Annotated in this window: 21 protein-coding genes; 9 read left to right on the top strand and 12 right to left on the bottom strand. The window is 37.1% G+C overall.

Annotation, left to right across the window (positions count from 1 at the left end; genetic code table 11):
- Positions 1–253: 253 nt before the first annotated feature.
- Both hmpA and MKY08_RS08090 read left to right on the top strand, forming a co-directional pair.
- A complete protein-coding gene (gene hmpA, locus MKY08_RS08095; protein ID WP_069511484.1) occupies positions 254–1462 on the top strand; it encodes an NO-inducible flavohemoprotein in 1209 nt (402 codons plus the stop codon).
- Between the two features lie 193 nt (positions 1463–1655).
- A complete protein-coding gene (locus MKY08_RS08090) occupies positions 1656–2282 on the top strand; it encodes an NlpC/P60 family protein (RefSeq protein WP_069511486.1) in 627 nt (208 codons plus the stop codon).
- Positions 2283–2415: 133 nt separating this feature from the next.
- On the opposite strand, the gene MKY08_RS08085 is transcribed toward MKY08_RS08090, so the two are convergent.
- Positions 2416–3606 (bottom strand): MFS transporter, encoded by a 1191-nt coding sequence (locus MKY08_RS08085; RefSeq protein ID WP_069511488.1) that lies wholly within the window; start codon positions 3604–3606, stop codon positions 2416–2418.
- Between the two features lie 5 nt (positions 3607–3611).
- Positions 3612–4010, bottom strand: coding sequence for a MarR family transcriptional regulator (locus tag MKY08_RS08080; protein ID WP_069511490.1), 399 nt, complete (start codon positions 4008–4010; stop codon positions 3612–3614).
- 255 nt (positions 4011–4265) lie between these two features.
- Here MKY08_RS08080 and MKY08_RS08075 point away from each other — a divergent pair, with 255 nt between their 5' ends.
- Positions 4266–4820: a DJ-1/PfpI family protein gene (locus MKY08_RS08075; protein WP_069511492.1), complete on the top strand. Its 555-nt coding sequence runs from the start codon at positions 4266–4268 to the stop codon at positions 4818–4820.
- 30 nt (positions 4821–4850) lie between these two features.
- Here MKY08_RS08075 and MKY08_RS08070 read toward each other — a convergent pair whose 3' ends face one another.
- The 3 genes from MKY08_RS08070 to MKY08_RS08060 form a co-directional block, all read right to left on the bottom strand.
- The gene (locus MKY08_RS08070; protein ID WP_069511494.1) at positions 4851–5177 is read right to left on the bottom strand and encodes a DUF3889 domain-containing protein; all 327 of its coding nucleotides are present in this window, start codon (positions 5175–5177) and stop codon (positions 4851–4853) included.
- Between the two features lie 166 nt (positions 5178–5343).
- Positions 5344–5484: a hypothetical protein gene (locus MKY08_RS08065; RefSeq protein WP_162832722.1), complete on the bottom strand. Its 141-nt coding sequence runs from the start codon at positions 5482–5484 to the stop codon at positions 5344–5346.
- 16 nt (positions 5485–5500) lie between these two features.
- Positions 5501–5725: a hypothetical protein gene (locus MKY08_RS08060; RefSeq protein ID WP_081327935.1), complete on the bottom strand. Its 225-nt coding sequence runs from the start codon at positions 5723–5725 to the stop codon at positions 5501–5503.
- Between the two features lie 209 nt (positions 5726–5934).
- Here MKY08_RS08060 and MKY08_RS08055 point away from each other — a divergent pair, with 209 nt between their 5' ends.
- Positions 5935–8415, top strand: a complete 2481-nt coding sequence (locus MKY08_RS08055) for a LuxR C-terminal-related transcriptional regulator (protein WP_069511496.1) — start codon at positions 5935–5937, stop codon at positions 8413–8415.
- Between the two features lie 61 nt (positions 8416–8476).
- Here the strand turns inward: MKY08_RS08055 and coaW are convergent, their stop codons facing one another.
- Both coaW and MKY08_RS08045 read right to left on the bottom strand, forming a co-directional pair.
- The gene (gene coaW / locus MKY08_RS08050; protein ID WP_024363421.1) at positions 8477–9313 is read right to left on the bottom strand and encodes a type II pantothenate kinase; all 837 of its coding nucleotides are present in this window, start codon (positions 9311–9313) and stop codon (positions 8477–8479) included.
- 437 nt (positions 9314–9750) lie between these two features.
- Complete coding sequence (locus tag MKY08_RS08045; RefSeq protein ID WP_069511498.1) at positions 9751–10485, bottom strand: SDR family oxidoreductase; 735 nt, start codon at positions 10483–10485, stop codon at positions 9751–9753.
- A gap of 265 nt (positions 10486–10750) precedes the next feature.
- Between MKY08_RS08045 and MKY08_RS08040 the strand changes: the two genes are divergently transcribed.
- Entirely contained in the window at positions 10751–11572 is an 822-nt protein-coding gene (locus tag MKY08_RS08040) for a squalene/phytoene synthase family protein (RefSeq protein WP_256093165.1), read from the top strand.
- Between the two features lie 96 nt (positions 11573–11668).
- Here MKY08_RS08040 and MKY08_RS08035 read toward each other — a convergent pair whose 3' ends face one another.
- A complete protein-coding gene (locus MKY08_RS08035) occupies positions 11669–12157 on the bottom strand; it encodes a metal-dependent hydrolase (protein ID WP_069511500.1) in 489 nt (162 codons plus the stop codon).
- A gap of 217 nt (positions 12158–12374) precedes the next feature.
- Between MKY08_RS08035 and MKY08_RS08030 the strand changes: the two genes are divergently transcribed.
- The gene (locus tag MKY08_RS08030; protein ID WP_069511502.1) at positions 12375–13619 is read left to right on the top strand and encodes a ferric reductase-like transmembrane domain-containing protein; all 1245 of its coding nucleotides are present in this window, start codon (positions 12375–12377) and stop codon (positions 13617–13619) included.
- Between the two features lie 59 nt (positions 13620–13678).
- Here the strand turns inward: MKY08_RS08030 and MKY08_RS08025 are convergent, their stop codons facing one another.
- Complete coding sequence (locus MKY08_RS08025; RefSeq protein ID WP_069511504.1) at positions 13679–14884, bottom strand: MFS transporter; 1206 nt, start codon at positions 14882–14884, stop codon at positions 13679–13681.
- Positions 14885–15324: 440 nt separating this feature from the next.
- Between MKY08_RS08025 and MKY08_RS08020 the strand changes: the two genes are divergently transcribed.
- On the top strand, positions 15325–15813 hold the full coding sequence (locus MKY08_RS08020; RefSeq protein WP_069511506.1) for a hypothetical protein: 489 nt from the start codon (positions 15325–15327) through the stop codon (positions 15811–15813).
- A gap of 207 nt (positions 15814–16020) precedes the next feature.
- Positions 16021–17193, top strand: coding sequence for an alanine--glyoxylate aminotransferase family protein (locus MKY08_RS08015; protein ID WP_069511509.1), 1173 nt, complete (start codon positions 16021–16023; stop codon positions 17191–17193).
- Positions 17194–17277: 84 nt separating this feature from the next.
- Here the strand turns inward: MKY08_RS08015 and MKY08_RS08010 are convergent, their stop codons facing one another.
- The 3 genes from MKY08_RS08010 to MKY08_RS08000 all read right to left on the bottom strand — a co-directional run bounded on the left by MKY08_RS08010 (position 17278) and on the right by MKY08_RS08000 (position 19918).
- A complete protein-coding gene (locus MKY08_RS08010; protein ID WP_069511511.1) occupies positions 17278–17979 on the bottom strand; it encodes a YwqG family protein in 702 nt (233 codons plus the stop codon).
- Between the two features lie 153 nt (positions 17980–18132).
- Positions 18133–19455, bottom strand: a complete 1323-nt coding sequence (locus MKY08_RS08005; protein ID WP_069511513.1) for a D-serine ammonia-lyase — start codon at positions 19453–19455, stop codon at positions 18133–18135.
- Positions 19445–19918 carry a YaiI/YqxD family protein gene (locus MKY08_RS08000; RefSeq protein WP_069511514.1) on the bottom strand — a complete coding sequence of 158 codons (474 nt, stop codon included), beginning with the start codon at positions 19916–19918 and terminating at the stop codon, positions 19445–19447. The genes MKY08_RS08005 and MKY08_RS08000 overlap by 11 nt, the downstream gene beginning before the upstream one ends.
- A gap of 187 nt (positions 19919–20105) precedes the next feature.
- Between MKY08_RS08000 and gdhA the strand changes: the two genes are divergently transcribed.
- Positions 20106–21479 (top strand): NADP-specific glutamate dehydrogenase, encoded by a 1374-nt coding sequence (gdhA, locus tag MKY08_RS07995; RefSeq protein WP_069511515.1) that lies wholly within the window; start codon positions 20106–20108, stop codon positions 21477–21479.
- Positions 21480–21560 lie beyond the last annotated feature (81 nt).

Raw genomic sequence — 21560 nt, 5'->3', positions numbered from 1 at the left:
TGAAGAATTATTTCGTTTCATTTCAAAGTAATCGTTCACATTTACGAATAGTTTTTTAGCAAACAATCTCTATAAACGTCTCCTTTTATCGCAATTCTACTATATTTATCTTAATGCCAAACAGCGCGAAGAACTTTTAAACAAAAGAAGTATTATAGATACATGTTTGTGTCCATTTTGTTAAAGATGTATTTTATATATTGCTTTAAAGATTGTTTAAGCATATAGTAAAGCACGAAAGGACGTGTTCAACATGTTAGATCAACATACAATTAACGTGATTAAATCTACAGTACCGGTGTTGGAGGTACACGGCGTTGCCATCACAAAAACTTTCTATCACAATTTATTTAAAGATAATCCATCATTATTAAATATTTTCAACCATACTAATCAAACAAAAGGTCGCCAACAGGGCGCTTTAGCAAATACAGTGTATGCTGCTGCACAACATATCGATAACTTAGAACCGATCGTACCTGTTGTCGTACAAATTGCACATAAACATGTCAGTCTTGGCGTTTTACCTGAGCATTATCCAATTGTAGGTCAATACTTGCTTGCAGCTATTAAAGAAGTTTTAGGTGATGCAGCAACTGATGAAATCATCGAAGCTTGGGGCAAAGCGTATGGCGTGATTGCAGATATCTTTATTTCAGTGGAAGAAGATTTATATAAAGCGGCAGAACAAAATAATGGTTGGCGCGCATTTAAACAATTCAAACTTACGCGCACTGTCAAAGAAAGCGATGATGTTACATCCTTTTACCTGCAACCAATAGACGACTCAAAAGTCCCTGCGTACAAACCGGGCCAATATGTTTCTATTCGTGTAACAATTCCAGGTGAAGATTATTTATTAAATCGTCAATATACATTATCCCAAGCAAGTAATGGGCAAGAATTCCGAATTTCTGTGAAACGAGAAAGTGCACACAATCCAAAAGGGAAAGTGTCCAACTTCTTACATGATGCTGCACTTGGAACAACTATTGATGTTAGTGCACCAGCCGGTGTATTCACATATGAGCCAACAAGTGCTCCCGTACTATTCATTAGTGGTGGCATTGGTGTAACACCGTTAAATGCGATGTTACAAACGATTGAAAATAAAGAAAATGTTACGTTCCTCCAATGTGCACGGAATGAACATGTCCTTGCTTTCCATGAAGATATTCAAAATAAAATGAATGCTTTAAATGGTCCTACTGGTTTAAGCAAGCTGTTCCGCGTATTCAAAAAAGACAGCAATGCCCATCATAAAGTGTTGTATTCTGATAATAAGGAGTACATTAATGCGAACGTGCTTCGACCTCTGTTAACACAAGATACACAAGTATACATTTGCGGCCCAACTCCTTTTATGGAAGCAGCAGTAAATGCTTTACACGAATGCAATATCGCAGACAGTCAAATCCATTACGAATTTTTCGGTCCCGCACTACAATTAAATACAAAGTAACAATGAACTAGCCCTGTATGCGCAGGGCTAGTTTTTTCTATTGCTTAAGTCATAAGCTTAATTAGCGTTCCTCCATTATTATATGAATTGTATCCTTAATGTTATTTTGTTGACATAGAACTGTAATATTGGCATGTTAATATCATTATTGTACCAAGTAATACGTTTTAATGTTTTTAGGAGGATACATATCATGAAAAAGAATAAACGAAATAAGTGGGGGATGAAATTAGCAGTATTAGCGTTAGGCTCTTCTGTACTTTTTTCAACAATTGACACAGCATCTGCTGCAACATATACAGTGAAATCTGGGGATTCCCTATGGAAAATTGCCAGTCAAAACGGCATTTCTTATCAAACATTGATGAGATGGAATAACTTAACTTCTTCAAATATTCGTGTTGGACAAAAATTAACGCTGAATAGCACGCCTGCAAAAGCTCCAGCAACCCCGAGCGCACCGAAAAGCCTTGTTCAAGTTGCCAAACAGCAATTAGGTGTAAAGTATACATTTGGTGGTAGCAAACCGAGCACAGGATTTGATTGCTCGGGCTACATTACTTATGTTTATAATAATGCTGGTATTTCGACAAGCCGCAAATCAGCAGCAGGGTTTTATTATGCTGCAAAAAAAATAACATCACCACAAGTTGGGGATTTAGTATTTTTCGCCAATACTTATAAAGCAGGCATTTCACATGCAGGTATTTATATTGGTAATAACCAAATGATTAATGCTAGTGATGGCGGTGTTAGCATTGCCAACATTCACAGCTCCTACTGGAAGAAACATTTTGTAGGTTATGGACGCTTATCATGATTTATAAAACAGTTAGGCATGCCCTAACTGTTTTTCTTTTTCATAGTATTCAGCAGGAGGCTGATGCCAAAATAAAATCGCCCTTTACAATCGTAATGGGCGACTTCTAGATTTATCAGCAATCTCAAAAATGTTATGTGTGTGCTACTTTCTTGGCTTTTAATTTTGCTAAGCGAAGCAAATAGATAATAAAGACAACACCAAGTACAGCTGCACCTGTCAAATAGACAGAAGCGTACCCTACTTGCACCGCGACCATACCTAAAATATAGGATCCAAGGGCAATACCAAGATCGAACATTGTAAAATATGTTGCTGTTGCATAGCCACTACGAGTATGGGCGGTTGATTGAACTGCTAGTGCTTGCAAGCTTGTCGTTACAGCACCGTAACCAAAGCCAATAAAAACGGCCGAAATTAAAAAGAGTGCTGCTCCTGAAACATTAGCAAGGAGGATTAGTCCAATTGCGAAAGAAATAATACCGGGGATAATAACAAACTGCGGTCCTTTCGTATCATAAAGCTTGCCAGTATAAGGTCGTGTAATTAACATAGCGGCTGCAAACACAGCATAAAAAAGACTTGCCACAGCCATTAAATCTTTTTGCTGTGCGTATACTGACAAAAATGATAAAACACTTGCATAAGAAAACGCGACCATACTTGCAATGGCAGCTACTGGCAATGCTTTCCGTTCAAATAAATCATCAAACTTAAATGTCAATTTCCCCGTATGTTCAGGCTTCGATAAATCCTCTGTATCAACTGTTACAGCTAGTATACCCCCTACTAAAATACAGATACTCATAACGATAAACAAAACATTAAAACTACTATATTGAATTAGTAGTAAACCGATAAAAGGACCAATGACTACGGCTAAATTTGTGGACATTGTAAAATAGCCTAGCCCTGCTCCTTTACGGCTTGCTGGCACAATATCAGCCGCTAAAGAACCGGCTGCTGTCGTAATAATGCTAAAGAAAATCCCTTGCACAAATCGCAAAGTTAATAAAAGACCAAATGGGTGAATAAATAAATATAAAATCGTACAAAAAAAATAGCCTGCAATTGCGATCACTAATAGCTTTTTCTTACCGAACACGTCTAATAACTTACCAGAAAACGGGCGTACTATAATGGCAGATAACAAGAACCCCGATAGTAATAATCCCGCTTCTTTATCAGTTTGGTGCAGTTCACCAATCGCATATAAAGGTAAAGTTGTAACTAGACCATAAAAAACAAAAAATACTGCTATATTTGTTAAAAATAAACTAATGAACCGTTTCGTCCATATTTGTGTGTTTTCCTCTTGTTGCATATCAATCAACCTTTCATTTTTTGCAATAGATTTATAAATTGTAACTGTTCTTCTTCAGTCAGGGAACCAACCATTTCGGCTTCAAATGCTAATATCGTTTTTGTAATGATCGGTAAACGTTCTTCCGCCATGGCTGACAACGTCACAATTTTTTCGCGCTTATCTTCTCCTTCAACTCTTTCCACCCAGCCTAAATCTTCAAGCCGTGCTATAGCTCTTGTTATACTTGGCGCTTCGACATTTAAATACTTCCAAATTTGTGTCAAAGTCATTGAACCGTGCTTATGTAAACAATATAAAATGGTCCATTGCGAACTATACAACTGATGTTGTTTTAAAACCTCATTTAAACAATTCGTTAAATAACGACTTTTTTGAAATAATGCATGGAAAATCGGATTCATTGTATCTCCCCCTTATTTATTTACCTAGCTAAATAAATACTATACGCCTCATTTTTTATGTTGTAAAGTAAGATATTTTTATTGACGTTGCGCATGCATTTAATGGCGTTTTTCTTATGGTTTGTGGCGATTCTCAAGAGTTTAGTGGCGATTTCTTTTAGTTTAGTGGCGATATGGCTTGTTTTATCCCAAAAAGCAGGAAATTTATAGTAAATGTCGAATAAAGCTACTAGACTAAAAAAGGGAGATGGAAACATGGGGAAAAACATACTAATTATCGCAGGTGATGCGGTAGAAGCTTTAGAGATTTACTATCCATATTACCGCTGTTTAGAGGCAGGCTATCATGTTACAATTGCCGCTCCGTCGGTAAAAAAGATGCAAACGGTTTGTCATGATTTTGTAGATGGTGTCGATACGTATATAGAGCGTCCAGCATATGGCATAGAAGCAAATGCAGCCTTTGCGGATATCGATCCAGCAAAATTCGATGGTTTAATTATTCCTGGTGGCCGTGCCCCTGAATACATCCGCTTAAATGAGCATGTACCGGCGCTTGTAAGCCATTTCTTTGAAGCAAACAAACCAATCGCAGCGGTTTGCCATGCAGCACAAATTTTCGCGACAATACCAGAAGTCCTAAAAGGTCGCGAACTAACAGCTTATATCGCCTGCAAACCGGAAGTCCAAGTCGCAGGCGGTACGTATATCGACGCAAATCTGCACTCCGATGGGAACCTTGTCAGTGGTCATGCATGGCCAGATTTACCTGGATTAATGCGTGAGTTTATCAAAAAAATAGAAGCATAAGGAAGAAGAGGATACCAAAAATGGTATCCTCTATTTCGACGTTTCCTGAAGCTCGATATCAACTACTTGTTGTGTTTTGGTCGTATATTTTATTGTTACATAAACACCAAATTCTTTGTCACCCTCTTGTAACCACAGTTTAAATTTTTCAATCGTTGCCTCTTCTTTTATTTCACTGCCTTCATGCAAATAGTCAATAATTTTTGAATTAGGATAGGATGACTGTGTTTTTTCAATCGCAAGCTTTCCCCATTTTGCATAAGCAGGTGTTTGTTGTTGGGCATGGGCATCTGGCATTTGTTGTGGAAGCGCCAAAACTGTCATCATAATTCCGAGTGCCGCAAGTATTTTTCGCATGTTGTAAGCCCCTTTCTTTTTTTATAGAATGTGCAACATCCTTAGAATCATTATGCCTTAAGCAAAAATAAAGAAAATCGTCTTGTTAAAATGTATGTATTTGTTTAGCCCTGCTGAAACTAAAAATGCTCCAAATGGTAACTTGGAGCATTCCACATAAATTGACTTAACGACTTTTTTTGCTTGGTTGTTGGGGATTATTATGAATAACTTGATTAAATTCGGCTGAATATTCTTCCCGATCATTTCTTTTATGTGTATCTTCTTTCTTTTTCTTTTTGAAGCTTGTTTTACTTTTCTTTGCCATTGCTAACGCCCCCTATTTAGCTCTTTTTATTGGATTGTTGATTTTTATCATGGTTCGTTTTATTGTTTTTATTTTTCGCTTTGGCATCAAATTCCGCACTGAATTCTTCGTTTAAATTATCATTTGGGTTGTTGTTGTTACTATTACTATCATCAAGGTCTTTACTTTTATACGTTCCAAAAGGATTATGTGTTCTTTTATTCATTGTTTTATTATTATTTTTGTTATTTCTATTTCCCACAGATATTCACCTCCTACTTGTAATGTGCGCACGCGTGAAGGTTTTATGCTATGGTGAAAACTTCAATGGAAAAATTCCAACTACTGCAAGACTTGCCATCTTGACAAATAGTAATAAACAATCTAGCAAACTTCATATATTATTAAGAAGATATACTACATAATACTTTCACTGTACGTCATAACTTAAATCATAAAAGGAGACATACCATGTCAAGTTCTCTATCATCCGCTAAATTAAATGTGCCTTATAGTACGACCGAAACAATAGAAAGACCTAGATTATATGATTTCTTTCGTGAAAATGAACAAAAAAGGGTTACTATCCTTCGCGCGCCAGCAGGCTACGGCAAAACAACACTGTTAAGTCAATGGCTTAACCATTCACAACACCCCATTGCTTGGGTCGCAATAGACCAAGCAGATAATGATCCTAGTAGATATTGGACTTTTGTCTTTCAGGCAGTCGCGAAAGCCTGTGAAACAGATGTCGATCAAGTGCTCGCATCACTATTACAAGGGCAAGATGTTTCCACTTTCGATTTTCTGATAGAGTCGTTTATCCACGAACTAAATATGGTTGAAAAATGCTTGCATCTTGTTATGGACGATTACCATTTAATAGAAAACGAAACAATCCACCGTACGATGATTAAACTAATCGAACAACTCCCCTCGCATGTTCATATATATTTGACTACTCGAACAGCTCTTGCATTACCGATTGCGATATGGCGAGTAAAACAATGGGTCCTTGAATGCAATACCGAACATTTACGCTTTACTAACCAAGAAACAAAGCAGTTTTTTTCGTTAAAAAATTCAATCTCATTAAACGAACAACAATTACAAACAATACAAAATAAAACAGAAGGATGGATCGCAGGATTACTATTAACGAGTCTAACTAATTTTAATGAAGTACAACCATTTATTTCTAATTTTTTGTGGCAAGGCATTATTCATAAACTCCCAAAAACAATACAAAATTTTCTGTTGAGAACCTCTTTTTTACATGAATTAGAGCCTGCTATATGTGACCAATTAATAGAAGGGACGAATAGTGCAGAACTATTAGCTTATTTAGAAGAAAATGGTCTGTTCACAGTTTGTCTTCAATCATCAAAACTTGTGTTCCGCTATCACCATTTATTTGCTGAAGCATTACAAGAAGAACTGATGAAACAATATACCGCACAAGAAATAAAGTCCCTTGTCGAAAAAACGGTTCAATTAATTTATGCAAAAGGTGATTACACTTCAGCGATTGAATTAGCATTAAAACATCAATTGTATGAGCAAGCCCAACAATGGATTTCTCATCATCTTGTTCAACTTTTTTTATCAGGTCAAACAGCAACTTTTATGCGCTGGTTACAACAGCTAAGAGACAATCAACAAACAGTTCCCTATGAAATGCTTATTGTGGGCTATGAACGGGCAATTTCAATATTAGAGATGACAACCGCTACCTCTATAATGGAAGAGCTTGAACAGCGTCAACTCACTGAACAATGGATGGAACAAAAAGAAAATATAGCTATCGCGAATATTTACGAACGAACCAAAGCATATGCCTTAGTTGCCTCGGGTGGAAAATTACAAACGGTGAAAGAATTATTAGAAAGGCAGCTTACTACACAACAAGCTCCGTGTCGTTGGGATAAAGTACGAATGCCCTACAACAATTTTGAATATAAACTTTCGCGCACAAATTTAGCTTCAAAAGGCAAATTACCTGCAATGGATGAAGTTCCAAAAATTACACAGCTATTTCGGGATACAAATTTTAAAACATTATATGTGACCGCCTATATATCTGGTATTGCTGCTGAGGTGTACTATGAGAGAAATTTACTAGAAGATGCGCAAAAGGAGCTTGATATTGCAATCCAATTAACTCAACAACAGCCAGATCCTAATTTATTTGTTCCTATGTATTTGCTAAAGGCTAACATTTACACGCATCAACAGCAAACCAATACTGCGCGCGCTATGCTGACACAACTGTTAGAAGATGTTGTTGAAAAACATTGGCGAAATACTATCCAAATTATGATTGCTTTTTGTTACATTGTGGAGGGTGATGGCGAGCGTGCAGAGTCTATCCTACAGGCTACAAAAACGAAACAGCCGTTTTGGATGCTAGTGTATGCTAGGTTATTATTAGTAAAGAAACAACCAAATGATGCATTATCTATCGTCGTACAAGTTAAAACAAAAGCACAACAAGACGAGCAAGTTGGGACAATTATTGAAGCAACCGTTCTTGAAGCGGTTTGTCAACTTCGTTTAGACAACCATGATATTGCTTTAGATACTTTACACGAGGCGCTACAATTGGCAGCAAAGTTTTACTACGTCCGTACTCTATTAGACGAAAAAGAAATACTGCCCCTTCTCAACCAGTATTTCCAATTAGAGTCCCTACCATCTAAATGGAATCCTGTCCCTAAAAGTTATTTTGACTATTTACAAAAAAATTGTACAGTGAGTAAGGAACCGAATGATTTACTTACCCCGCGCGAACAAGAACTCTTCGATTTATTAACAAAAGGGCTGAGCAATCAAGAAATAGCCAAACAGCTGCATCTATCTAATGGTACAGTTCGCGTTTATTTATCTACTATTTATAGTAAGCTCGGTGTTAATTCAAGAGCGAAAGTAATTGCACTTAAAAACCAACGATAGCAATTCGTAAAAAAAATGTACATCACTAAAAACGTTAGTGATGTACATTTTTATTTGTCCTTTAGACAATTGTATATTCAGTTATGTTAAGTAAGGCACCGACTGCACCAGAAAAACCGTGGTCATTGATAAAAACAGGTGTATGCTTTTTCGTGCGTGTATAATTAGCAATGACTTGTGCAAGATGTTCATTATAACTTAGGGTAGAACCAATATATACAATATGTTGGGCATTTTTTTCCTCGGCATATTGTATACTAAGCGTCGTAATAACCTCACCAACGAGACCTTGAACAGTGGCAATAATATCCTCTGCTGGTTGTTTCAATTCTTCGGTAATACTGACTTTACCAAAATTACTTGCCGTTAAATGCCCGTCAATAGGTGTATCCATACCTTGATAAATATCTTTGACAAGCAAGTCTACCCCTTCGCGATTACCCTTTGTAGCCATCTCTCGGATTTCATTGTAATCTGTAATTCCTGTTGTAAGCGCTGACAATCCAATCAAGGTTCCGCCGCCAACGCCTGTCCCTCCTACACGTATATGGGTGTTCCCCTCCATATAATGGATTGACGTTCCCGTACCGATATTGGTAATCATACTACGCTCGAAAAAGTATCCTTCTTTATTTAGTAAAAAACGAACTCCCTTCAATGTAGCTTCAAACTCTACTATATAATGAATCGATTTCATTGTTTTGATGACATCAAGTAATTGTTCTGTACGTCCCCCCGTAACACCAATATCCTCAATATCTGGATTATTTCGAATCCACTCCATTACAGACTGCAAATCATTGGACGGAAAAGTTGTTAAAATAAGCTCATTGTGCTCGTCTAAATAAGCAACTTTTGTCAATGTGCCACCTGCATCAATACCTATAGCCTTTGGCATACCATTCTCCTTTAACTTTATTCAGCAGAAATTTTTCTACCTAAATAGATGGTTAGTTGAATATGAATACTAGTTTACTCTTTTATTCAGCGTGTGTCTAAACACTAACTGATAAAAGTTCATGCCTCCGGCGATTGTCACGGATTTCAAAAGGAGTTTTTGTGTATGCACAATTCAAAATCCTGACGCACTTTATTTTGCGTGAAAGCGAAAGGTCAGCGATCATTACGCAAGAGGCAAAATTGAATATTCGCTCTCCCTAAACTTTACCGCTGTTGAAATGATTGTGCAATAACTTGGCGAACTTTCATATAAAATAACATGAAAAATAGCACGTTAAATAGATAAATTAAACAAATTATTGAATTTTATGTAAAAAAAGAGCCGCTGTCAAAACAGTCGACTCTTTTTGTAACTCGTATAACAAGCTAACATAATTATTGTGCAGAATATCCGCCATCAATTACTAGTTCGCCACCTGTAATATAAGAAGCTTCATCAGATGCTAAGAATAAAATAGCATTGGCAACTTCTTCTGGTTGGCCAAGACGACCCATTGGAGTAGCACGAACTAACATATCCATTGCTTCTTTAAATTGACCGATGTTCGCAGTCATTGGTGTTTCAATTACACCAGGGAATACTGTGTTTACGCGAATGTTAGATTTTCCTAATTCAGCAGCCGCAGCACGTGCGATGGCGCGTAAAGAACCTTTTGATGCTGTATATGAGTTTAAGCCCGAACCGATGATTGCTGTGTATGAAGATGTATTAACGATGGAGCCTTTACCTGCCTCTTTCATGTATTTAGAAACGTGTTTAATTCCTAAAAACGGACCGAATGAGTTAATTTTGTGCATAATGGCCCAATCTTGGTCTGTAATATCTTGTGGAGATTTTTGTGAAGAAATACCAGCATTGTTGATTAAAATATCAATTCGACCGTATTTATCAATAACTGCTTTTGTAAATGCAGCCCAGTTTTCATCAGATGAAACATCTAATTTCATACCTTCTACATTTTCTAATTCAGAAATTTTAGCTAAATTTTCTTCGTTAATATCCGCAGCGATGACGATTGCGCCCTCTTTAGTGAATAATTCTGCCATTGAAGCACCCATACCTGATGCGCCACCTGTAATAATTGCAATTTTGTTGTCTAAACGACCCATGAATAAAAACTTCCTCTCTGTTCTATTTCGCCTAAGCGTCTTAAGCGCTGTAACGTATCTTTTTATACCAACAGTCACCAAGTACTTTAAAACTATTACCATATTCAAATATTGTATAACTTTAAATAGTTTACTATTAAACTTTATCATATATTTGCAATGTTTTCAAAGATTATGACCGGAATTTAAACAATCTGTTTTATCTTTCTTCTGTTTTGCGATACGATATAGATAGAGGCTTGACCATTTGAACGGAGGAATACAAGTGAAAGATCAAAAAACACTTTATAAAGAAGCGATGCATGTTTTAAAAGAAACGAGTCGCACATTTTATATACCTATTACTTTTTTAAAAAATGATTTAAAAATGTCTGTTGCCGCTGCTTATTTAGCGATGCGTGCCATTGACGAAATTGAAGACCATGAAAAGCTATCGAATGATGTGAAGTTTGATTTACTTTCAGCAATAAGTGAATTATTAAAAAATGAATTCGATGCTGTAGCATATCAAACCTTAGTAGCTCCATATGCTGATCAACTGCCTGAAGTTTCCCTTCGCCTAGCAGATTGGCTAACATTTTGTCCAGATGGCTCTCGAAAAATTGTCCAAGCTTCTACAAGTGAAATGGCTTATGGTATGGGAAAATGGGCAAAAGCCAACTGGCAAGTGCATACACGTGAAGATTTGGACGAGTATACATACTACGTGGCAGGACTCGTTGGAACGATGCTGTCAGAGTTATGGGCGTGGGGTGCTGACATTCAAACAGATCGTGATTTAGCGATTGGCTATGGTCGCGGACTACAAGCCGTCAATATTTTACGTAACCAGCATGAAGATTTAGATGAGCGTGGTGTCAGCTTCGTGCCGGACGGTTGGACACGAGAAGATTTATTTGCTTATGCAGAGGAGAATTTAGCCAAAGCAGATCTTTATATGGAGGCTATTAATAAGCGTACCATTTTGTTGTTCTGCCGACTTCCACTTGCGCTAGCGCACAAAACATTGAAAGCGATGCAAGAAGGTCGTGAAAAAATGACACGCGCAGAAGTGGAGCAAACAGTAGAAGAAGTGCAAGGAGAATAGAGGTGCCTGACACTCAAACAATTCAGACAATTCACTTCAATTTATAAAAATGCATAGGCCCTTGTCTTAAGTAAGCTTAAGACAAGGGCTTTGCTTTTATATTTCGCTAATGAATCGACTAATTAGCTCATAGCTCAAGTATAGCGAAAGTACAGATAATAATGTAAATACAATCTTTTCTACTTTTCCACCTGTTCTTGTTGTTAGTGGAAAACGAACCGACATGTTGAATGGAAAGAAAAGCTTCACTCCCTGTTTCGTTCCCATATCCAATATAATGTGACTCGACATCCCTATTAAAAGTCCCGCAACAATCGACGGATATGGAATAATTGTCTGTAACAATAGCGCTACCAAAAACACAAACAATAAACTATGTGTAAAAGAGCGATGTCCAAATAGCTTGTTTACCATTTTTGAAATAAGAGGAAAGGTTCTCCCAATTTTACTTCCTCCGTGGCAAATATCTGGAAGTAATGCACCGAGTACACCCGCTCCTACTAATACAAATGGATTATCATTCGAAATTTGTGCAAAAGCAAGGCTAGCTGTGATGCCTCCAACAATATGTGTATTCCCTTGCATGATATCTCCCTCACTTTTTATGTATTAAACGTGTTACTTTTCTACTGTACCATATTCCTCATTAAAATAGAACATACATTCCAAACATATGTTTTTATTTTACAACGTGCTATCTTTTTAAAAATTTATTACACGAACATCAAAATATCAGAAATAATTCAGTAACTTAGTGTATATCTAGTATGTCGAGAGAGAAAAATGATTACTGGAGGTTACTATGAAATCGTATAAAGGGATGCTATTTATTTTAATAACAATGTGTGGCAGCGGCTTACTCTGGTATTTTGCCACTCCGATTGAATCGATACATGTGTTAAATAAGCTTAGTCACATCGTTGGAGGATTGGCACTTACTGGATTTTTTCTAGTATTTTTATTAGCAACAAGAGTGAAAATCCTTGAAAAATGGTTTCACGGATTAGAATATGTTTATATGTACCACAAATATTTGGCGATTTTGTCATTAGGGTTAGTCATTCTACACAGTCAATTACAGGATTTGGTTCCACATGGAGATAACGCGATTGAAACGCCGCTGAGTGAATTTGCAAAAGAACTTGGAGAGCTTGCGCAAAATGGCTTTATCGGACTTATAGTGATAGCATTATTTGCTAAATTTCTAAAATATGAGCATTGGCGCTATATTCACCGCCTATTGTTAATTCCTTATGCATTAGGTCTTTACCATGCATACTTCTCAAGTAGATATGATTTGTTTCAACCGACACCTTTAGGGATATTTACAGCAATTACTGCTATTGTCGGGACTATGTCCGCTCTGTACATGCTGACAATGTATCAAGACATGCGGTTTAAACATACGGGTAAAGTTTCGGGCATTCGAAAATTAGGTGACAGTGCTGTTGAATTAGAAATAACTTTAGATCGCAAACTGAGTTATCAAAATGGCCAATATATCTTTTTAAAAATTTTCCAAACGGGGCTAGAAAAAGCGCCACATCCCTTCTCTATTTCAGGTGGAGATGGGCAAAAAATATATGTAACGATTAAGGCACTTGGAGATTTTACTAAAAAGGTCAACGCACTGATACAATTAGATTCAAAAGTAGCTGTTGAAGGCCCCTATGGTCATCTAGACTTTGACAAAGGTTATCAGCAACAAATTTGGATAGCTGGCGGTGTAGGTATAACACCTTTTTTATCGTATTTACAATCTAATCCTACCAATCGAGATATTGAGTTATTTTACACTTACCGTGGACACAACGATGCGATCCACAAAGATTTTTTACAAAAGTATGCAGAAAACAATAAACATTTCAAAGTGAATTTTATTGATACGACTACTATGGACAGGCTTACATTTGATGATGTTTCAGTGCCAGCCCATACGAGTATCTTTATGTGTGGGCCTGAAAAAATGGTAAAACGTTTTATAAAACAGTTTAAATCTAGCGCTAACGATATCGATATCAACTTTGAAGCTTTTAAATTTAAATAATAGCCTTATTTCCAAATAAAAGAGGCTTCCATCCTGTAGAAGAGATGGAAGCCTCTTTATTATTGATTTATTTTGATTACAAATAACTGTCTATTTTTACTGATTAAGATACTTACTATTGCTAGTAACAGACCCGAAATCATAAATACTATTCTTATGCCGAATACATCCGCTATTATGCCCATTACTAAAGAGGCTATGCCAAATCCCCCCGTTAAGATAGCGCTTAAAGCCGTATAAACAGCAGATAATTCATTTCTTGAAACACTTGTTTGAATAACGGTATGCTGCGGGATGCTCTTTATTTGCCCAAAAAGCCCTACACAAAAAGTTAAAAATAATGCAATCATCGGCATGCTGTTGACACTGAACAAAATGGTGGCAATACACGTAAATAATGCCCCCATCACCATCACTTGCGCTATCTTCTTTTCAATGGATGCGCTATATTTCACACAATAAATGCTGCCCACTATTAATCCCACAAAATATGTGCCATTGATAAAGCCCCACCATCGCTTGTCAACATGCAAAGCATCATGGACAAATACCAATATAATGGCTGCAATCCATACCGTACCCGCAATGGTTTCAAGAATATCAATCCATACGATTTGACGTAACAAAGGGGTATTCCACAATGTTTTCCAGCCCTTAACAACCTGATCTATTTTCCCTTGTTGTTCGAGTGATTGTTGGTCTATATTTTCTAATAAAGATAATACCAAACTCGCTATGGCGAACAAACATCCCACAACCCAAATAAGTTGCTGAGAGCTGAGAACAAGCAAAAATAGGCTACCGACAAACCACATAATGGATTGAATAAATTGCGTGACTCCTTCATCTATGCCATTTGCTTTCAATAATTGTTCATCCCTCACATAATAAGGAACCAATGTCTGTCTTATAGGATTGGCACAGCCATCAAGAAATGCAATCATACTGATGACAATAAACAACAAGTAATAATTCGTTGCGGAGATCCCTAATAACAGTAGCCCTAAGCCAAATAATAAACACGTTTTTCCGATTTGCGACCCCGCCATTAACCACTTTAAATTCACCTTCTCGAACAGAAGCGGCGTCAATATACTGGATACAAACATCGATGTTGCAATCGTAAATGGCACAAAGGATGCGGCAATAGCTGATCCTGTTAAAAGATAAATGGTATGAATAACACTTACGATATATAAAACGTCACCTATATTGGCAAGTGACTGCCCTACAAGTAATAACAAAAAATTCCTACCCAATTTCATAAACTATCCCCCATTTTTCAAGAAAATAAATTCATTGAAATGGGCGATTTTAAATTGGACGATTCATGCAACTTGCCTCCCCCATTTTTAACGAAATACCATTCATTAAAATGAGCGATTTTTAAATTGGACGATTCATACAAACGGTCTCCTTCTGCTAGCTGATAAATCAGGGGGATTAAGATTTATCAAATTTTTATAGTGAATAACTTATTTTTCTATATTTTTATTTTCCATACAATAAATCTTACTTACAATTATACCGATATTTATAAAAAATAGTTGCTTTTTTATTTACTTACAGAGCATGTTGAACTGGATGATATCATAAAGTGATTTAATGTTTCCTAAAGTAATTAGTCCACTTTTATAGGACTTTTCTCGGGAAATGATGTGGATTTTATGTGCTCAAATAAACGTGTTGAAAGGGGAGAGTTTTAATGAATTATTATGATCCGTATTATAGTGATTATGATGCAGTCTTTGGTGGTTTCATGGTGGTTTTCTTTTTCGTATTATTGGGCATGTTAATTATTGGGTACGTTGTGAATGCACTTATTTATTTTATGGCTTCGAAAACAAATGGTTTTAGCGATGTAGCTTATATTGCATGGATTCCGATTATCAATATTTATAGTTTATTTCTACTTACCGCCAATGGTGATGATGATGCGACAATCCGTGCAGCAGCGAAAAAAACAACATTCATTTATGCAGCATTATTTATCATTTCGTTCGTCCCATTAGTTGGATTTATTGCTTCACTTGTTATGTTCGGCTATTGGGTTTACTACACATATCGTCTTCTATTCCGCTGGACTGGTGAGTCTGGAAAAGCAGTTCTCTACATTATTTTATCTATTATTACATGTGGCTTATTCTATGCTATCTACGGCTTAATGCGGATGAAACGACCATTTATCGTATAGTTGTAGTGTAAAGAGCCTCTTTAAATCCCTTTTCGTCCAGCAAGACGGAAAGCGGATTTTTTTGTGCTTATACCCTATCGTTTCTGTTCATTCCCCCTCCTATTTCCAATATTTTTTCCAAAATGAAGCCAGCGCTCACGCTGAATATGCTATATTATAGTTAGAAAATTTAGAATTTCTAATTTTTAAACAAAGGGGATTTTATTTATGTATGAAAATATTTTAAGACATCCAGGACCTACACCGATTCCTAAAAAAGTGCAACTTGCAATGAACCGAGATATCTTCAGCCATCGAAGCAATGAATTTGTTGAGCTATATCGTGAAACGACAGAGCTAGTGAAAGCTGTTTTCGGCACGAAGCAGGACATATTATTGCTTCCATCTGGTGGCACAGCGGCACTGGAGGCTGCAGCTGTCAATACCGTTAATGCGGGCGATGATGTTGTTGTTATTACCGTAGGGGCTTTTGGAGATTATTTCGTTTCAATTTGCGAAAAATATGGCTTTAACGTACATAAGCTGGCAAAACAATGGGGACAAGCATGCACAGCTGAAGAGTTGCGTACTTTTTTACAACCTTTACAACATATTAAAGCTGTTTTTATTACGTACAACGAAACGTCAACAGGTATTTTAAATCCCATTGCAGCGTTAGCGCAAGTCGTGCGTGAAGAAAGCGATGCGTTAGTTATCGTTGATGGCGTAAGCTGTATTGGTGGGGCTCCTGCTGAGATGGATGCATGGGGGATTGATATCCTCGTAACAGGCTCGCAAAAGGCGATGATGCTTCCACCTGGGCTTTCTCTCGTTAGCGTTAGTGACAGAGCTTGGAAAGTTATCGAAGACAATACTATGCCATCTTATTACTTAAATTTATTGAGCTATCGTGATTGGGCTCACAAAGGGATGACACCAAATACCCCTACCATCACACTTATTTATGGATTACGTGAAGTATGTAAACTTATTGAAGAAGAAGGTGGCTTTGCTCACACTGTTGCACGCCATGATTTGATGAAAAATATGGTGCGCAGTGCAATGACAGCTCTTCACATTGAATTATTGACAGCGGATGAGTTCGCTTCACCAACGATTACTGCTATCATGGCGCCAAAAGGAATTGCATTAGATGCGTTTTTACATCACCTTAAACAACACTATCATTTAGATTTTGCTGGTGGTCTTGGACCTTTACAAGGGGAAATTTTTAGATTTGGGCATATGGGCTACTGCTTCCCTAGCGATATTTTACAAGCCGTTTCTTTAATGGAAGCGGCATTGCAAGACTTTGCCTATGACTTTGAGCCAGGTGCAGGTGTCAGCGCAGCACATAAAGTGTTTTTAGCCGCACAGGCGAATACGATTACAAGCCCCTAATTAGCTGACCTATGAGGACAGAAGAGAAAAAATGTTAGATTGACTAAAGTCGTTCTAACATTTTTTCTTATCTAGACAATTTTCTTACAGACTATAAAGATAATAATAAAGTTGAGTAAAATCCTTTGCAATTAACGAATCTCGTTCTATAAAAAATTGTAATGTACCCGAGTCTGCTATCATAGCATATGTTTTTTTGGCATTACCTTCCATATCTAATTGAAATAGTAACTCAGCATTGCTATTTTTTTCATCAAAGCTATTTTTATCCATAAATGCATAGCCACCTATTTTCGTTCCACTACCATCTGTTTCATCAAAGTACTTTGAATAAGCAGGATTCTCTATTGGTAAGTCATAATGAACGGAGCGAGGATCCGTATACGGTACTAGCTCTTGAAGTAATGTTGCCTTCAATGCATAAGGACCCCAAAAAATAATCGGTTCACATAGCTCATACTCCATTTCTTCATCTGAAAATGGCTCGATATCATGAGAGGGATCAAAGTCCGAATAATACCGACAATAATAGCCATCCTTGTCAACACCATAATCTTCATCCGCCAACACAAAAAACTGTAGAAGCCCTTGCTGTGGATAATCTTTTAGCTTAGGTAGCTTTGCAAAATTAAGCTGTGCTATAAACATATACGGTATGCCACTACTATGTACTGGGAAGTCATCACCTAATTTACAATACGGTCTTCCACCTAATTTACTATCCGTATAAGTAACTGACTCCTCTACTGCTTGTAAAATAATCGCCTGCTTTAATGAATCCTTCAATAACGTTCAATCCTTTCCTATTAACTAAAAATAATTTCCTAATTAACATCCTGCAAAATAAAAAGACACATACCACTCTAACAGAGCATATCTGTCTTTTCATTGACTTTACTCATCATTTTATCATTAACTGTTCTTCATTATTTATTTTTGCTACATGTTCACCTTCGCCATGTACTCTTCTCGCATCTCTTGTGGTACCATACTTCCCCCTGTTGCCCAGACAAGATGTGTAGCTTGTTCCATTTTATCCTGTAAATGATGCTTTTCTATATAGTTTTGTCCGTTCTTTAGCAAATGAATGGGACCAAACATTCCCGCATGTGCAGAAGGCTCTAAAAATACCCCTTCACTTTCCATTGCTAAAGCAAGGGACATAAACAATTCTTCATCTTTTACAGTATAGCAACCGCTAATATACGATTCCATCACTTTTCCTACAAATTTAGAAGCACGCCCTACAGCAAGACCGTCTGCTTCTGTTTGATTGTCCAAGCCAATATCCTCTACACTGATTTCATCATGTAAGCCTGTCATAAGCCCAATCATCATACAAGGTGAGGCAGTTGGCTCTGCAAAGAAGATATGAACATGCTCCCCGAATATTTCACGTAAACCGTATGCAACCCCTCCAGGTCCACCCCCTACCCCACATGGTAAATAAACGAACAATGGATGTGCTTTGTCTACTTGAATGTTTGTCTTTTCTAACTGGACTTTTAGGCGTTTTGCTGCTACTGCATAGCCAGCAAATAAATCTTTTGAATTTTCATCATCAATAAAATGACACATTGGATTTTGTGAAGCTTCCAGACGCCCCTGTTCTACAGCAACACTATAGTCTGCTTTATATTCAATAACCGTTGCACCTTTTTCTCTTAACAACGCTTTCTTCCACTCTTTTGCGTCACTCGACATATGTACAACGACATTGAACCCTAATTTTGTGGCCATTATGCCGATACTGAGCCCTAAATTACCGGTTGAACCTACCGCAATCGTATACTGCTGAAAAAACGTCCGTAGTTCTTCAGTGGCGAACACCGCATAATCATCTTCTACTGTTAACTTACCATTAGCAATTGCCAAACGCTCTGCGTGCTTTAAAACTTCATAGATTCCACCACGAGCTTTGATGGAGCCAGAGATAGGCAATAAGTGATCACATTTTAAAACGAAATTACCTGGAATAGATAGTGCGAACATTTTCTCGAGTGCCTTCTTCATTTGTGCAATTTGTTGAATAGGCGATTCAATCAGTCCTTTACTCTCTAATAGCTCAGGATAAGCAATAATTAAATAGGAAGAAAAGCGTTGCAGCGTTTCTTCCGCCTCTTTAACCTCCTCTTTAGAAAAGAGCGTCGTTTTTGCCTTTTTCATCCATTTTGTATTCTTCCAAAATACAGTCTCCCGATTTTTTATCTTTTCTAATAGTGGATATTGGTGAAATAATTCGTGTTTTAGGTCATTTTCCATCTGTTGATTCCTCCATTTTTTGCGCTAAAATTGCTCGTTCACAAATTTGTCGAAATTTCATTTCAAACAGCATATTATTTTCTTTCGTTCTTTTTTTCGGTCCCTTGGTTCGTCCTCCAGCTCGTCTAATCTTCTGCCCAACATGGCGCATATCGAGCAAACGTTCGATATTTTCATTAGACATTTCCCTGCCATTTTGATCGATTGGATAACCTCCGCGTGCCAACACCATGGCCGCTAAACCGTAATCCTGTGTAATGACAATATCATGTTTTGAAAGCGTATTCACTAGCGTGAAATCAACCGAATCTGGACCCTTTGGTACAATAATTGTTATTACATTATCACGTTCAATACGGTGGGATGTATCGCAAAACAAGATAGTTTCAATCTCAAACCCAGATGATATAGATAGCGCTAAATCCACGACTGGACAGGCATCAGCGTCAATTAATACCTTCACAATAAGGCATCATTCCCTTCTCATTATTAGATTAATCAAGCACTTATATATTATTTCAATATAGTATTTTCTTGACCCTATTTGCTCATTTTTTCACAAACTTAACCAACTTGGAAAAAGTATTTTATTGAATAGTGTGAAAAATAGATATACGATACACCTATCAACCAATTTGGAGGTTTTCATTATGACAACAACAACTTTAAGCAATGAACAATTAGCACAAGAATACGTTGACGGCGTGTTCGAGCAACTGAAACAACAAAATAGCCATCAAGCGGAGTTTTTACAAGCAGCTGAAGAAATTTTCCTTTCATTAGTGCCTGTATTTGCACAACACCCTGAATATATTAAAGCAAATATTCTTTCTCGTATCGTTGAGCCAGATCGCATCATTTCATTCCGTGTCGCTTGGCAAGATGATAACAACCAAGTACAAGTGAACCGTGGTTATCGCGTTCAATACAGCAACGTAATGGGTCCTTACAAAGGTGGACTTCGTTTCCACCCTTCAGTAAACGAATCGATTATTAAGTTTTTAGGTTTTGAGCAAATCTTTAAAAATGCTTTAACTGGTCAACCAATCGGTGGTGGTAAAGGTGGATCTAACTTTAATCCAAAAGGTAAATCCGATTCAGAAATCATGCGTTTCTGCCAAGCATTCATGACTGAATTATACCGTCATATTGGGCCAGATGTCGATGTTCCTGCTGGTGATATCGGTGTAGGTGCTCGTGAAGTGGGTTATCTATGGGGTCAATATAAACGTTTAACAAAAGCAAATGAATCTGGCGTATTAACAGGTAAAACTCCTGGTTATGGTGGTTCATTAGCTCGTAAAGAAGCAACTGGTTACGGTACAGTATACTTTGTAAAAGAAATGTTAAAAGATGCAAATGATTCTTTCGAAGGTAAAACAGTTGTCGTTTCTGGTTCTGGTAATGTATCGACTTACGCAATTGAAAAAGCTCAAGCCTATGGTGCAAAAGTAGTTGCTTGCTCTGACTCTTCAGGCTATATCTATGATCCAGAAGGTTTAGATCTTGATGCTGTTAAAGAAATTAAAGAAGTAAAAGGTGACCGTATATCAACTTACGTTAATTACCGTCCAAATGCTACATTTACAGAAGGTTGTACAGGAATTTGGTCAATTCCATGTGATATTGCGCTTCCATGTGCTACACAAAACGAAATCAATGGCGACGCTGCTCGTACATTAATCTCAAACGGTGTAAAAGCAATTGGTGAAGGTGCTAACATGCCATCTGACCTTGAAGCAATTAACGAATTTTTAAATGCTGGCGTATTATTTGGCCCTGCTAAAGCAGCAAATGCTGGCGGTGTGGCTGTCTCTGCACTAGAAATGGCACAAGATTCAAGCCGTGTATTCTGGTCATTTGAAGAAGTAGATGCGAAGTTACACCAAATTATGAAAAATATCTATGCAGATAGTAAAGCTGCTGCTGATAAATACGGTTACCCAGGCAACTTAGTTGTTGGTGCAAACATCGCTGGCTTTATTAAAGTTGCTGATGGTATGCTATCTGAAGGCGTATATTAATAAAATCCTTTTATAATTTATTCAATCTTTCTAGCATCTAGTAACTAGAACCTATTGATTAAATTTAGAATCTTCTTAATT

Origin of the sequence: Lysinibacillus sp. FSL M8-0337, assembly GCF_038593855.1 — a bacterium.
Taxonomy (GTDB): Bacteria; Bacillota; Bacilli; order Bacillales_A; family Planococcaceae; genus Lysinibacillus; species Lysinibacillus sphaericus_D.
The sequence above is the reverse complement of the archived record's forward strand: the minus strand, read 5'-3'. Positions and strand labels throughout refer to the sequence as shown.